Consider the following 13271-nt stretch of genomic DNA (forward strand, 5'->3'; position numbering starts at 1 on the left):
ACGTGACCGGCGTCAGCTCGGTGGTCGTAGGGCGGCGAATTCGTCGGTGACCCGCAAGGTGGAGTCGGTGAAACGGTACAGAGCCGGTGGACGTCCACCCGACTTGCCCGACGGTGCGGTGTTGCCTGTGGGAGTCAGGACGCCTCGACGCCCCAGTACGCGTTGCAAGTTGGTGGCGTCGACTTGGTAACCGAGTGCGGCGCAGTATATTTCCCGCAGTGTGGACATCGCGAACTCTTCGGGAGCCAGCCCGAATGCGATGTTGGTGTACGAGAGTTTTGCGGCCAGTCGATTGCGCGCGTGCCGTACGACGGTTCCGTGGTCGAACGACATCTCCGGCAATTTCGAAACAGGGTGCCAGGCGGTGTCTGGTGGGAGTTGTGGATCGGCGCTGAGAGGGACGAGTCCGAGAAAGGTCGACGCGATGCGGCGTGGGCCCGGCACGCGCTGTGGGTCGCTGAAGACGGAGAGTTGCTCGAGGTGAGCGACTTTTCGTAGGTCGACCTTCTCGGCGAGGAGTCGTCGAGCGGACGTCGTCAGGTCCTCGTCGTCGCGCAAAGTGCCTCCGGGCAGGGACCAAGTGCCCTTCTGTGGGTTGAGCGCGCGCTGCCACAGCAGAACGGCCAACTCTTCACGTCCTTGCGGGCAGTGATCGCCGTCACCTGCGGCGATGCATGCGGGGAAGGTGCGAACTTGGAACACCGCTGCAAGCACTTCGTGGGTGGTGTTACTATTGGGCACGTTTTCGATCCTAAGTCGAAAACCTCGAATACGGAAATCCGGGCCAGCCCGTCCGGATTTGAACTGGGTGACGAGCCCGGGTTCACGGTGAAGGAGAACGCCATGACGACCACGACGTTATGGGAGGGATCGGCCTCGCAGATTCACGACGGCCCTGGCGGATACAGCGGAGTCGAAGCGACCCCCGAATGGGCCGCTGAGATCAAACGTCTGGCTCGCGAACGCGGCGCGACGATTCTTGCGCACAACTACCAGCTGCCCGCGATTCAGGACGTCGCCGATCACGTCGGCGACTCCCTGGCGCTCTCGCGAATCGCTGCCGAGGCGCCCGAGGACACGATTGTCTTCTGCGGCGTGCACTTCATGGCGGAGACCGCGAAGATCCTGTCGCCGTCCAAGACCGTCCTGATCCCGGACGAGCGAGCCGGCTGCTCGCTGGCCGACTCGATCAATGCCGAGCAGCTCCGTGAGTGGAAGGCCGACAACCCGAACGCGCTGGTGGTGTCGTACGTGAACACCACGGCGGAGGTGAAGGGTCTCACCGACATCTGCTGCACGTCGTCCAATGCCGTCGACGTGGTCAACTCGATCGATCCCGACCGCGAGGTTCTGTTCCTGCCCGACCAGTTCCTGGGAGCGCACGTCAAGCGCGTGACCGGCCGTACCAACATGCAGATCTGGGCTGGTGAGTGCCACGTGCACGCCGGCATCAACGGCGACGAGCTGACGGCCAAGTCCAAGTCGCATCCCGACGCCGAGCTGTTCGTGCACCCTGAATGTGGTTGCGCTACTTCGGCTCTGTACCTCGCCGGTGAAGGCGCGGTCCCCGCGGACAAGGTCAAGATCCTCTCCACCGGCGGAATGCTCGACGCTGCACGCGTCACCAAGAGCAAGCAGGTTCTGGTCGCGACCGAGATCGGGATGCTGCACCAGTTGCGCAAGGCGGCGCCCGACGTCGATTTCCAGGCCGTCAACGACCGCGCGTCGTGCCCGTACATGAAGATGATCACGCCCGCCGCGTTGCTTCGCTGCCTTCTCGAGGGCAAGGACGAGGTCCACGTCGATCTCGAGATGGCCAAGCGTGCACAGAAATCGGTGCAGCGCATGATCGAGATCGGTAATCCGGGCGGCGGCGAGTGACCAGCCCTGCCGGGCGTTTCGCCTGGGAGGCTCATGCCGACCTGGTCGTCGTGGGAGGCGGTGTCGCGGGCCTCACCGCTGCGCGCACCGCTTCTCTGCGGGGGCTGAAAGTGCTCACTGTCAGCAAGGGGGGCCCGACGGACACCGCGACTCAGTACGCGCAGGGTGGCATCGCGGTCGTCGACGATCTGAATACGGATTCCGTCGAGTCGCACGTTGCGGATACGTGTGAGGCCGGCGTCGGTTTGTGCGACGAGGAAGCCGTCTACTCCATCGTCGAAGCTGGTCACGATGCTGTTGCTGCGCTGGCCGCGTTGGGTGCGGTCTTCGACCGCGGGCGGGACGGCGAAGTGTCACGCACCCGTGAGGGTGGGCACAGCACGCGTCGGATCATCCACGCCGGTGGTGACGCCACGGGCGCGGAAGTGCAGCGAGCTCTCAATGCTGCCGGCCTGCCCGTTCTGTTCGGGGCCGCGGCAGTTCAGGTGGTGACCAACCGCCGCGGGGTGTGCGGACTGATCGTCTCCTCGCCGGAAGGGCTCGGGGTGATCCATGCGCCGGCGGTCCTGCTCGCCACCGGTGGACTCGGTCAGCTGTATGCCTGCAGTACCAATCCACCCGGCGCAACTGCCGACGGAATCGCGTTGGCGCTCGAGGCTGGTGCGGCAATCGCGGATCTGGAGTTCGTTCAGTTCCACCCGACGGTGCTCTTCACCCCCGGTGGACTAGGTCGTCGACCCTTGATCAGTGAGGCGGTCCGCGGTGAGGGTGCGATTCTTGTCGACACCAACGGCGATTCGGTCACCGCAGGTGTTCATCCGCTGGGTGATCTCGCCCCGCGTGACGTGGTCTCGCGCGCAATTGCAGCACGCCTACGCGATCTCGGCACCGATCACGTCTACCTCGACGCCCGCAAGCTCGACGGTTTCGATTCGCGTTTCCCGACCATCACTGCGTCCTGTCTCGAAGCAGGCATCGATCCACGGACCCAACTCATTCCGGTCGCTCCGGCCGCGCACTACTCGTGCGGTGGAGTCGCCACCGACGTCCATGGACGCACTGGAGTGCCGGGACTCTACGCAGCAGGAGAAGTGGCGCGCACGGGATTGCACGGCGCGAATCGTCTTGCGTCCAACAGCCTTCTGGAGGGGTTGGTGGTCGGGGAGCGCGCCGGAATCGCAGCTGCCGAGCGTCGCGAGGTTCATGCCGAGGTAGTCAATGTGGTGCGCAAGCCGATGCCGATCCTGCCGCGAGAGACCGTGCAGTCCGTCATGACGGCACACGCGTCGGTAGTTCGCGACGGAGGTGGTCTCCAGACTGCGCGAGCCGCGCTTGCCGGCGCTCGGCAGACGGTGGCGGTGGTTGCTGCGGACCTCGAAGACGCGGCGCTCACATTGACCGCGACTGCATTGGTCGACGTGGCCGTGGCGCGAACCGAGAGCCGTGGTTGCCATACCCGCACCGACTATCCTGAAACAGATCCGAATCAGCGTCGCAGCACTCGGATCAAGATGGGCGCCGATGGAACGCTCGAAATACCCGACATGTTGTTGACAGGAGTTCATTGATGACCGAGCAGAAGATCCTGCCCGCGCCGCTCGACCGTGACGAGCTGCTCACGTTGGTCAGGCTCGCTCTGGACGAGGATCTGCGCTATGGCCCTGATATCACTTCTACCGCAACGGTTCCCGCCGATGCGGTCGCGAAGGCCTCGGTCGTGTCGCGCTCATCGGGAACGGTCGCCGGCATCGACGTCGGACTGCTTGTTCTCGACGAAGTGATCGGCGCGGGTAACTACGAGATCGTCGATCGGGTGTCCGACGGAACTCGGGTCGCGCCAGGTCAATCGGTCCTCACCGTTGTCGCGCCCACCCGCGGACTTCTCACGGCAGAGCGGACGATGCTCAACCTCGTCTGCCATCTCTCGGGAATCGCCACGGCGACATCGCAGTGGGTCGACGCCATTGCCGGCACTCGTGCCAAGGTGCGCGACAGTCGAAAGACGCTGCCCGGCCTGCGTTCACTGCAGAAATATGCAGTCCACGTGGGCGGCGGAGTCAACCACCGGATGGGGTTGGGTGACGCGGCGTTGATCAAGGACAACCACGTGGCCGCTGCCGGTTCGGTGGTTGCCGCACTTCGCGCCGTCCGTGAACTCGCGCCGGACATCGAGTGCGAGGTAGAGGTCGACAATCTCACTCAGCTCGATCAGGTGCTGGCGGAAAAAGTCGAACTTGTTCTGCTGGACAACTTCCCGCTGTGGCAGACGCAGATCGCAGTCCAGCGCCGAGACGCTGTTGCTCCCGAAACCAAGCTCGAATCCTCCGGTGGTCTCACCATCGACGTTGCCGCAGAGTACGCCAGAACCGGTGTCGACTACCTGGCCGTAGGTGCACTGACGCACTCGGTGACGGTGCTCGACCTCGGACTCGACATGTAATAGCCGCTATTGCTCGGCGTCCAGCAGTGGCGGGACTGCCGAGCGAAGCGCGCGTGTGACGGTTGCGACCGCTGGGTGTGCGTCGGAGCCTGCTCGGTGAGCGATCTTGGTTCGCCGTCGAATCGGCATCGGCGTGAGCCGCACCCCCGGAGGCGGATGACTCGCTCCGAGTTCGGGGACCAGTGAAACTCCTTGTCCTGCAGCAACAAGAGCGAGAACTGTGGCGAACTCGTCTATGTGGTGACGTACTTTAGGTGTGAACCCGGCAGCTTGGCACGCGCGAATAGTCATTGCATGACAAGCAGTTCCGGGAATCGCGGTAATCCACGCACGTTCCACGCAGTCGGTCAGCGAAGCGACAGCCTCGTCGGAATCCGACTCGGTGTCGCTCGAGGCCAGGTACACGGATTCACTGCACAGTGGTAACGCCGTCAGGCCCGGTTCCGTAGGGCGAGGGACGAAGTCGTAATCGTGAATCAACGCCAAGTCCAGATTTCCGGCTCGTAACGCGTCGGCGACGTCAGCTGGGTCGATCTCCGAGACCATCGGTTCCAGCCCCGGATGTTCGTGCGACAGTGCGATCATGGCCTGAGGGAGGATCGCTCGTGCTGCGGTCGGGAACGTGCCGATTCGAAGCGGCCCGGCGAGTCCACGCCGGGCGTCGACCAATTCACCCGACGCCTGCTCCAGGCGTTGCAGGATGACTTCGGCATGACGAGAGAGGTTCTCACCGGCAGGTGTGAGGCGCACACGGCGTCCCGTGCGTTCCAGCAGAGGTACTCCGGCTTCACGTTCGAGAACCGCCAACTGCTGCGACACCGCGGAGGGGCTGAACGACAACGCCTCGGCGACGGCAACAATGGTTCCGCGCAACGCCAGTTCGCGTAAGAGCCTCAGTCGACGAACGTCAAGCATCAGCTCAGCTTACGCTGGAAGACGGAAATACGAACTAGACCTGCAAGGTTTGTTCGGTGAGGCTGAGTTGTATGACTACGACTCGAGTCGACCTCGCCGGAATCCATGTCCCGCTGATCACCCCGTTCGAGAGCGACGGGCGTGTTGCAACCAATGCGCTCGAGCAGCTCGCGCACCAGGTCCTCGACGATGGCGCGGTCGGACTCGTTGCACTGGGGACTACAGCGGAAACTGCAACGCTCACGGAGTGGGAGAGGGAGACCGTTCTGGATATCTGTGCGAGCGTGTGCCGTGCGAGAGGTGCGACGTTGATCGTCGGCGCGGGCAGCAACGACACGGCGAGCAGTGCGCAGGCGCTCGGGAGGCTGGCTCGGTGGCCTGAGGTCTCGGCGGCCTTGGTGCCGGTTCCCTCCTTCACGAGGCCGTCGAAAGCCGGTGTGGTGGCGCATTTCGCGCATCTGCAGTCGTCGAGCCCAGTGCCGCTGATCGTCTATCACGTGCCGTACCGAACTGCGTGCGATCTGGATAGTGGCACTTTGTGGGAGCTGGGTACTTTGCCCGGGGTTGTCGGTGTGAAGTATGCCGCGGGCGGTATCGACTCAGCTGCCGTCGAACTCTTCGCGGACCTTCCGCACGACTTCGCCGTACTGGCGGGGGATGATCTGTTTCTGGCGCCGCTTCTTGCCTTGGGTGCCTCGGGCGGCATTTTGGCGTCCGCTCATGTGTCGACCGCGGAGTTCGTTCGCTTGGTAAAGGCTTGGGACAGTGGCGATGTCGACGGCGCCCGTGACCTCGGGCGGCGGTTGTCGACGCTGTCCGGAGCTCTGTTCTCCGAACCGAACCCCACTGTCATCAAGGGCGTGTTGCACGCGTTGGGGCAGATTCCGACTCCCCATGTGCGACTGCCGTTGCTGGCTGCGAGTCACGAATCGGTAACGCGGGCACTCGAGGTCTACCGCTCTTGACTCGAACGTGTGTTCGAGTATGCTTGAGGTGGGGATCGGGGGATTCAATGAGTGTTCTGTCATCGGATGTGGTGTCGGGCTCTGCGGTGGGGTTACGCGGACGCCTGTGGCAGTTGACGGCTGCGGAGCTACGTGAGGCTGCCGTGTCCGCGAGCGCGGAGATTCTGCGTCTCGAGGCCATTCGGGTGGCAGTGGTCGACGAGCTCTCGATGCGACCCGATGATCAGGTGATCGCCAGCCGCGGGGTGGGTGCGTGGTTGGCGGCGAACACGATGCTCCAGGTGCGGGACGGGAAGAAGATCGCCGCCCTCGGTGCGGCGCTGCGGCCCTTTCCCGCGGTGGCAGCCCGGTTCGATTGCGGGGATTGATCGTTCGATCATGCCGTTTTGATTATCTCGTTTTGTGAGTCGCCGCCGAAGGGGATGCCGGACGAGGCATTGCCTCGCTGTATCGATTTGTTGTTGGCTGCCGCCTCGGGAGTGGAAGCAACGACCACGAAGGTCCGATATGTGATCGCGACGTTGGAGCGAATCTTCGAATCCGATGAGATTCCACCCGCCGAAGACGTCGACCGCAACGAACTCCGCATCGCGTCGACGTTGAATGGTCGGGTGGTGGTGCGTGGGGATTTCGATGCCCTCACCGGCGAAATGTTGTTGTCGGCGTTGTCGAATTTGACGGTGCCGACCCCGGCGCCGGATGGGACGCCGGATTCTCGGTCGGCGGCGAAGCGGACCGCCGACGGGTTCACCGAACTGATCCGCCGGTATCTGGACTGCGCCAAAACCGGCATGGATGGCGGCCAGCGGCCGCACGTGAACGTACACATCAACGCCCGTGATCTCGCCGAGCACCGCGATTGCGCCACGACCCCCACTGATGGTGGGTCTGTGTCGGATCTCGATGTCGGGCACATGCCCTGGCTCGGACCACTCTCGGTATCGCAGACCAGGCTTCTCGGGTGTGATTGTTTCCTGTCCACTGTTCTGCTGGACGATCATGGCGCGCCGTTGGATGCGAAACCCGGGAAACGGTTGGTCACCGCCGAACAACGTATCGCGCTGATCGCGAGAGACAAAGGCTGCGCGTTCCCCGGCTGCACATGCGTGCCCGCCTGGACCGATGCGCACCACATCCGGCACTGGGCCAATGGCGGTCCGACGGTGATGAACAACCTGGTCCTGCTGTGCCGTTCGCATCACCGATTGATGCACCGAAAATCCGGGTTCGTCGGAAAGTGGGAGATCCGGATCGGGGTCGACAACAAACCCTGGTTCATCCCACCACCCTCGATCGACCCGCAGCGGCACCCGCGGCCGGCGAACACCACCTTCACAACCTGAGCGGGTGGTGAGACCCGGACAGCCACACAACTTCACGCCGATAGGCTCCATCTCGCAGGTATATCCGAGGTGGAGCCTGGAGGCCGTGTTGTTCTGAACGGCCACAGATGTGGGGAGGCGCATGATTGTGGACGTTGTGCGGGCAGTCGACACCGATGGTCCAGAGATTCTGGCGCTACGGCACTCGGCAGAGGATTGGTTGGCAGAACGCGGAATCATCCAGTGGCATCCGCGTGAAATAACTCTCGAGCAGATCAGGGCCCAGATCTCGCGTGGCGAGTTCGTTGTCGCACGAGACCGCGTGCAGTCGAGAATTGTCGGCGCGTTGCGGTTGATCTGGTCGGACCCTGCGGTCTGGCCGGATTCGGATGAGCCTGCTGGCTACGTGCACGGGTTGGTCATCGATCGAGCGTTTTCGGGCACCTCGATGGGTGAACGGCTACTCGGCTGGGCGCTTCGACGGTCCGCGGAGGAAGGCGCGCAGTACCTACGGCTCGATTGTGTGGAAACGAACGTGCGATTGCGCCGCTACTACCGGGACGCGGGTTTTGTCGAGGTCGGGCGTCGTGATTTCGGAGATGTTGTCGACAACGGTTGGTTCAGCGTCGTGTTGTTCGAGCGCTCCCTGACCTGATTCATTCACAGCAACTTTCCAGCCGGCTCCCAGTGCCGCCGGGGTTGAAAGCGCGATCGTTGGCAGGACAGTAACTCGTGAAGGGACTTCCTGATGACCGCCGTTCTGCATCCGGCCCCGCCTCATCGGCCGGCAACAACTGCCCATCGAGCCGAGCCCTCGCCGTCGTGGTTCCGCACTCGCCGTACAGGTTTGGCGCTGGCGATCCTGTTGGCAGCAACGGCGGTCTTGTATTTGTGGAATCTGACCGCGAGTGGCTACGCCAACACCTTCTATGCTGCGGCGGCGCAGGCCGGCTCCCAGAATTGGAAAGCGTGGTTCTTCGGTTCCCTCGATACCTCGAATTTCATCACTGTCGACAAACCTCCCGCCTCATTGTGGGTGATGGGTCTGTCCGGACGAATCTTCGGATTCTCGAGTGCCAGCCTCCTCGTTCCGCAGGCGTTGATGGGCGTCGGATCGGTTGCGCTCGTGTATGCGGCTGTCAAACGAGTGGCGTCGCCTGCTGCGGGTCTTGTGGCGGGAGCTGTGTTGGCAGCTACGCCCGCTGCCGCTCTGATGTTCAAGTTCGACAATCCCGATGCACTGCTGGTTCTGCTCATGACTCTTGCCGGCTACTTCGTGGTGCGGGCCATGAGCACGGTGGCGGGTCGACGAGCGGCGATGTGGACAGCCCTCGCCGGTGTTGCACTGGGATTCGCTTTTCTCGCCAAGATGTTGCAAGGGTTGATGGTATTACCTGCATTCGGAGTTGCGTACGTGATTGCCGGACAGACACGGCTGCGAACTCGTTTGGTCCACTTGGTGATCGGAGCCGCGGCGGTGATCGTATCGGCCGGGTGGTGGGTACTTGCTGTCTGGCTGTGGCCGGCCGATTCTCGCCCGTACATCGGCGGGTCGACCAACAACAGCGTCATGGACTTGGTGTTGGGATACAACGGGTTGGGTCGACTTTTCGGCAACACCGGTGGCGGAATGAACGGTGGCGGTGCAGGTTCGAGCTTCGGGGGGAGTACGGGACTCGATCGACTGTTCGGCAGCGAGATGGGCATACAGATTTCCTGGTTGATCCCCGCGGCACTGATCGCGTTGGTGTTCGGCCTCCTCGCCTGTGGGCGCGCACCGCGCACAGATCTACTCCGTGCGTCGTTGATCCTGTGGGGTGGTTGGTTTCTCGTGACCGGCGTGATCTTCAGCTACATGTCCGGCACGATCCATCCCTATTACACAGTTGCGCTTGCGCCTGCCGTCGCAGGAATGATCGGGACCGGTGGATACGCGCTGTGGGCGGTTCGTGCCCGCTGGATCGGGCGTTGCGGCTTGGCGGCGATGATGCTGGCCGCAGGAATCTGGAGTTGGGTGTTGTTGTATCGCAACGCCGACTGGCTGCCGATGCTGAAATGGATTCTGTTGGCAGGCACAGTCGTCGGCGCGATCCTGATTCTGATGGGTGCGCAGGATCGATTCCGGAAGCTCACTGTCGCTGGATTGATCATCGGCTCGTTGGCAGGGATAACCGGTTCGGCGTCTTACGCAATTGCCACCGCTGCAACAGCGCACGGCGGGTCCATCCCCACAGCTGGACCAACAGGTGCGGTGTCCGATTCCGGACTGGGTGGGGGAGGAGCCATCGGTGGGGGCCCAGAGCAGCGAGACGGTGAGGCCCCACCGATTGAGACGACCGGTAATCTCGTGTCAAGTGGGCCAGAAGCGGGCGGTGGCAGCGAAAGTACTTCAGAGTTGACGGCAATGCTGGTCAATGCGGGCACCACGTGGTCGGCTGCGACCAACGGTTCGCAAAGCGCAGCAACCTACGAGTTGGCCAGCAATACTGCGGTGATGGCCATCGGCGGTTGGAGTTCTGATCCCGCACCGACGCTGGACCAGTTCATCCAATACGTGGCAGACGGCGAAATCCACTACTACATTGCCGGTGGCCAGGGCGGAAGCCAGAGAAACAGCCAAGGCGGGGACGGCACGTCGAGTGCCATCCAGGACTGGGTCGAGGCCAATTTCACGTCGACGACGGTGGGAAATTCCACGGTGTACGACCTCACTGGGTATGTCGGACAGTGACGTAGTTGTTGCCGTAGGCCATGATCGAGACATGTCTGGGCGCACTGCACACGAGCCGAAACGTCGTCGCGAGCAATGGACCTGGCGCGACGGGTTGGTGATCGTCTCGATCGTCGCCTTGGGAATTGTCGTTGCGGCGGTGACGAACGAGGACACGGGCCCGTCGATTCCTGGCTGCGATTCGGTGGAATCGCCGGGTCCGCCGGTGCGATTCAACTACGGTTCTGCGGGCGAGCCTGGCTATGACGATCCGGATTATCAGTGGTTCTCGGGGCCGAAGGCCACCGCTATGAGCGATGCACTACTCGAATCGTTACCTTCCGATGTCGAGGTTGTATTTGCGAGTCCGTCGCAATCGCTCGAGTTTGCGCCGATCCAGAATTACCGGGGCGGTTCGTTTCCCGATGGAGTCGACCCGATCGAGTTCAGCGGTTCGACGTCGGCGAACGGAACCTTGACTCGAACCGGACAGAGTGCGGATATCTCGGTTCAGGTTCGTGCATGGGCTCAGGCGGTGCCGCCGTGCTTGGAGGGACTTGTGGATCGGCGCGAGCACCTCGCGAACGGAACAGTGCTGGACATTGCAGAGTTCGAAGACAGAGACGGTTCGGAAGTCGGGGGCGAGCGCGGTGTTGTCGCGTATCTCGGTGACGGATCCAGAGTTGTTGCGAGCATCGACACGTCGACCGGCACTTCTACGGGTAGCGGCCCGCTTTTGACTATGGACGAACTGATTGCGGTCGCGACCACGCCAGGACTTGCGGTGACCGCACCGGTTCCAGACTCGACGCCGCCACCGATGGCATCCTGCTACACCGATTCCGTGAATGCGGGCCCAACTGCGACGCGAATGGATATCGACCGACTGAACCAGGCACTGGATGCACGTTGGAGGGATCTCGGCGCGGCAGGTGTCACCTTGGAACGTCCGCTCGGTTCGTTGGTTCCAGACGATTACGGGCAGGGTGGGGCGTGCGAGCGAATCGTCGTCTCGACTGCGGACGACCGCGGGGATGTCGAGATAGCGATTGGTACGGCCGTGCCGGAACCAGGTGAGACACTCACGTTGCCCGACGCCACCGTGGTGACTCGCCTGGTCGATCCCGATGGCTCGGGCGGCGACACGGTCCGGGTTGTCCACCCCTCCGGCGAAACCGTGGTGGTGACCCAGTTCGTGAAATCGGCTGCCTCCACGACAGCGCCACCCTTGGCAATCGAGCAACTCGAGTTCATTGCAACTACACCAGGACTGATGCTTTCGGCTCAGTGAGGGTGCTGCTGGCAGAATAGCGGGGAATTGTTCGTACCCAGTTTTTGTACCCAGAGACGTCGGAGGCTCAACGAATGGGCGATGCCAGCCCTGCTCGCGGTGACGATTTCTCCACTTGGTTCATCGACCAGTTCTCCGTGTACTGGCAGTCCGGTGGTGGGGCTCGCATCGAAGGACGCATTGCGGGCTACCTGTTGATCAGCGAGTCGCCGGGAGTCAGTGCGGAGGAGTTGGCGCAGGCGCTCGGGGCCAGTCGCGGATCGGTGTCCACTTACATCCGCAGGTTGATCGACCGGGGCTTCGTCAAGCTCACGCGCAAGCCTCGCGACCGGACCCATTACTACGTCATGGATTCAGACGTGTGGGGCGGATTCCTCGAAACAGAGCACGTGTATCTCGAGAATCAGCGCAAGCTCGCGACCGAGGCGTTGCAGTATGCAAACCCCAACGGCCCCGCGTACATTCGCGTGCTCAATATGCGGGACTACATGGGGTGGATCATCGACAATCGCATGCTGAGCAGCGAATGGATGCGGTTCAAGGCCGAACGTGACGGCAAGAAGCCCGCATCCGAATAGGACGCGGGCTTCTCGATCGCACGATACTGATCTACATCACTTGTTCAGCTTCGCGATTGCCTCGTCGATCATCGGAACGTAGCGCTCGAGAGACCAGGGCACGGTCAGTGGGTTGATCATCGACGAACCCGTGACGAAGGGCTGCTCGGTCGGAGCGATGACAGTTCCCCGAGCCACAGCGGGGATGGCCTGGTAAGCGGGCTGCGCTTCGATCTCGGCCCGATTGGCCGGGTCCGAGTAGAAGGTGAAGAGCAGATCGGACTTGTCGAGGAGGTTTGCGTTCTCGAGGCCGATGACGGCGGAGTCTGTTCCTTCCGACTCCGTCAAGGTGTAGACGACGGGATCCACCTGTAAGCCAAGTGCACGCACCATGGCCACGCGCTGCTCTTCCGCGAAGAAGACGCCGAGGGTTCCTGGGCCCGTGTTGTAGATGAAGGAGAAGTTGACGTCGGCGTAGTTCGGATGCGCTGCAGTCGATTCCGCGAACTGCGACTTGATCTTGTCGATTTCGGCTGTTGCCTTCTCGGATTCGCCCATGGCTTTGCCGATGACGTTGATCTGCTCTTCCCACGTGATGGTCCACGGACTCTCTGCGTAGGCCACAGTCGGCGCAAACGCGTTGAGCGAGTCGAACTGCTGCTGTGTGATGCCGGACCAGGGGGCGAGAATCAGATCGGGTTCGAGAGCGATGATCGCTTCGATGTTGAGGTCGGTTCCGCCGGTGAACTGTTCCGGCAGTTCTCCACCTTGCTTCGTGACCGCTTCGTGCACCCACGGCAGATACCCGGTGTCGTCGCTGCCCCACGCGTACTTTTCGACGCCGACCGGGATCGTGCCCAGTGCGATCACGGTCTCCGCCGATCCCATTCCGAGTGTCACGATTCGCTCGGGCTTTTCGGTGATGACGGCGTTTCCGAGCGCACTTTCGATGGTGACGGTCTCGAAGTCGGTGCTGCTCGAATCGGTTTCGGTGTTGTCGCTACTGCATCCACCGACCACAAGAGCGGCAATGACCAAGCTGCTCAGAGCCAGAGTTCGGCGAAGTGAGCGCACACGGGCGTATCGCATGGAGAACCTTCCGTTGTCGATGCGCCGAGGAGTGTGACTCCGACGGATCACAGCCGACGGCCGGTTCCAGGCGCGTCAGGAAGCATAGGCTAGCCTTCGCT

Annotated in this window: 11 protein-coding genes and 1 pseudogene; 9 read left to right on the top strand and 3 right to left on the bottom strand. The window is 62.5% G+C overall.

Annotation, left to right across the window (positions count from 1 at the left end):
* Positions 1 to 12 precede the first annotated feature (12 nt).
* Entirely contained in the window at positions 13 to 741 is a 729-nt protein-coding gene (locus tag I7X09_RS20675; RefSeq protein ID WP_325100591.1) for an NUDIX hydrolase, read from the bottom strand.
* A gap of 102 nt (positions 742 to 843) precedes the next feature.
* On the opposite strand from I7X09_RS20675, the gene nadA reads away from it, so the two are divergent.
* The 3 genes from nadA to nadC are packed head-to-tail and all read left to right on the top strand — an operon-like array spanning position 844 to position 4321.
* Entirely contained in the window at positions 844 to 1881 is a 1038-nt protein-coding gene (gene nadA / locus I7X09_RS20680) for a quinolinate synthase NadA (RefSeq protein ID WP_095970016.1), read from the top strand.
* A complete protein-coding gene (locus I7X09_RS20685; RefSeq protein ID WP_200313416.1) occupies positions 1878 to 3449 on the top strand; it encodes an L-aspartate oxidase in 1572 nt (523 codons plus the stop codon). The genes nadA and I7X09_RS20685 overlap by 4 nt, the downstream gene beginning before the upstream one ends.
* The gene (gene nadC / locus I7X09_RS20690) at positions 3449 to 4321 is read left to right on the top strand and encodes a carboxylating nicotinate-nucleotide diphosphorylase (protein WP_200313417.1); all 873 of its coding nucleotides are present in this window, start codon (positions 3449 to 3451) and stop codon (positions 4319 to 4321) included. The genes I7X09_RS20685 and nadC overlap by 1 nt, the downstream gene beginning before the upstream one ends.
* Before the next feature lie 6 nt (positions 4322 to 4327).
* Here the strand turns inward: nadC and I7X09_RS20695 are convergent, their stop codons facing one another.
* A complete protein-coding gene (locus I7X09_RS20695; RefSeq protein ID WP_200313418.1) occupies positions 4328 to 5236 on the bottom strand; it encodes a LysR substrate-binding domain-containing protein in 909 nt (302 codons plus the stop codon).
* A 71-nt stretch (positions 5237 to 5307) separates the two neighbouring features.
* Here I7X09_RS20695 and I7X09_RS20700 point away from each other — a divergent pair, with 71 nt between their 5' ends.
* The 6 genes and pseudogenes from I7X09_RS20700 (at position 5308) to I7X09_RS20725 (ending at position 12102) form a co-directional block, all read left to right on the top strand.
* Positions 5308 to 6201, top strand: a complete 894-nt coding sequence (locus I7X09_RS20700; protein ID WP_200313419.1) for a dihydrodipicolinate synthase family protein — start codon at positions 5308 to 5310, stop codon at positions 6199 to 6201.
* A gap of 47 nt (positions 6202 to 6248) precedes the next feature.
* Positions 6249 to 7544: pseudogene (locus I7X09_RS20705) on the top strand (DUF222 domain-containing protein).
* A 121-nt stretch (positions 7545 to 7665) separates the two neighbouring features.
* Positions 7666 to 8178, top strand: coding sequence for a GNAT family N-acetyltransferase (locus tag I7X09_RS20710; protein ID WP_200313420.1), 513 nt, complete (start codon positions 7666 to 7668; stop codon positions 8176 to 8178).
* 93 nt (positions 8179 to 8271) lie between these two features.
* Positions 8272 to 10254 carry an ArnT family glycosyltransferase gene (locus I7X09_RS20715; RefSeq protein ID WP_200313421.1) on the top strand — a complete coding sequence of 661 codons (1983 nt, stop codon included), beginning with the start codon at positions 8272 to 8274 and terminating at the stop codon, positions 10252 to 10254.
* A 31-nt stretch (positions 10255 to 10285) separates the two neighbouring features.
* Positions 10286 to 11524, top strand: a complete 1239-nt coding sequence (locus I7X09_RS20720; protein WP_200313422.1) for a hypothetical protein — start codon at positions 10286 to 10288, stop codon at positions 11522 to 11524.
* Between the two features lie 74 nt (positions 11525 to 11598).
* The gene (locus I7X09_RS20725; protein ID WP_003942377.1) at positions 11599 to 12102 is read left to right on the top strand and encodes a GbsR/MarR family transcriptional regulator; all 504 of its coding nucleotides are present in this window, start codon (positions 11599 to 11601) and stop codon (positions 12100 to 12102) included.
* 36 nt (positions 12103 to 12138) lie between these two features.
* Here the strand turns inward: I7X09_RS20725 and I7X09_RS20730 are convergent, their stop codons facing one another.
* A complete protein-coding gene (locus I7X09_RS20730; RefSeq protein WP_200313423.1) occupies positions 12139 to 13170 on the bottom strand; it encodes an iron-siderophore ABC transporter substrate-binding protein in 1032 nt (343 codons plus the stop codon).
* Positions 13171 to 13271: the final 101 nt, after the last annotated feature.

This window comes from Rhodococcus sp. P-2 (genome assembly GCF_016598535.1).
GTDB classification, from domain to species: Bacteria; Actinomycetota; Actinomycetes; order Mycobacteriales; family Mycobacteriaceae; genus Rhodococcus_F; species Rhodococcus_F baikonurensis.

Excerpts from the sequence above, each read along its gene's own strand:
- nadA (WP_095970016.1), top strand. The coding sequence starts at position 844 with ATGACGACCACGACGTTATGGGAGGGATCGGCCTCGCAGATTCACGAC.
- nadC (WP_200313417.1), top strand. The coding sequence starts at position 3,449 with ATGACCGAGCAGAAGATCCTGCCCGCGCCGCTCGACCGTGACGAGCTG.
- I7X09_RS20695 (WP_200313418.1), bottom strand. The coding sequence starts at position 5,236 with ATGCTTGACGTTCGTCGACTGAGGCTCTTACGCGAACTGGCGTTGCGC.
- I7X09_RS20700 (WP_200313419.1), top strand. The coding sequence starts at position 5,308 with ATGACTACGACTCGAGTCGACCTCGCCGGAATCCATGTCCCGCTGATC.
- I7X09_RS20710 (WP_200313420.1), top strand. The coding sequence starts at position 7,666 with ATGATTGTGGACGTTGTGCGGGCAGTCGACACCGATGGTCCAGAGATT.
- I7X09_RS20715 (WP_200313421.1), top strand. The coding sequence starts at position 8,272 with ATGACCGCCGTTCTGCATCCGGCCCCGCCTCATCGGCCGGCAACAACT.
- I7X09_RS20720 (WP_200313422.1), top strand. The coding sequence starts at position 10,286 with ATGTCTGGGCGCACTGCACACGAGCCGAAACGTCGTCGCGAGCAATGG.
- I7X09_RS20725 (WP_003942377.1), top strand. The coding sequence starts at position 11,599 with ATGGGCGATGCCAGCCCTGCTCGCGGTGACGATTTCTCCACTTGGTTC.
- I7X09_RS20730 (WP_200313423.1), bottom strand. The coding sequence starts at position 13,170 with ATGCGATACGCCCGTGTGCGCTCACTTCGCCGAACTCTGGCTCTGAGC.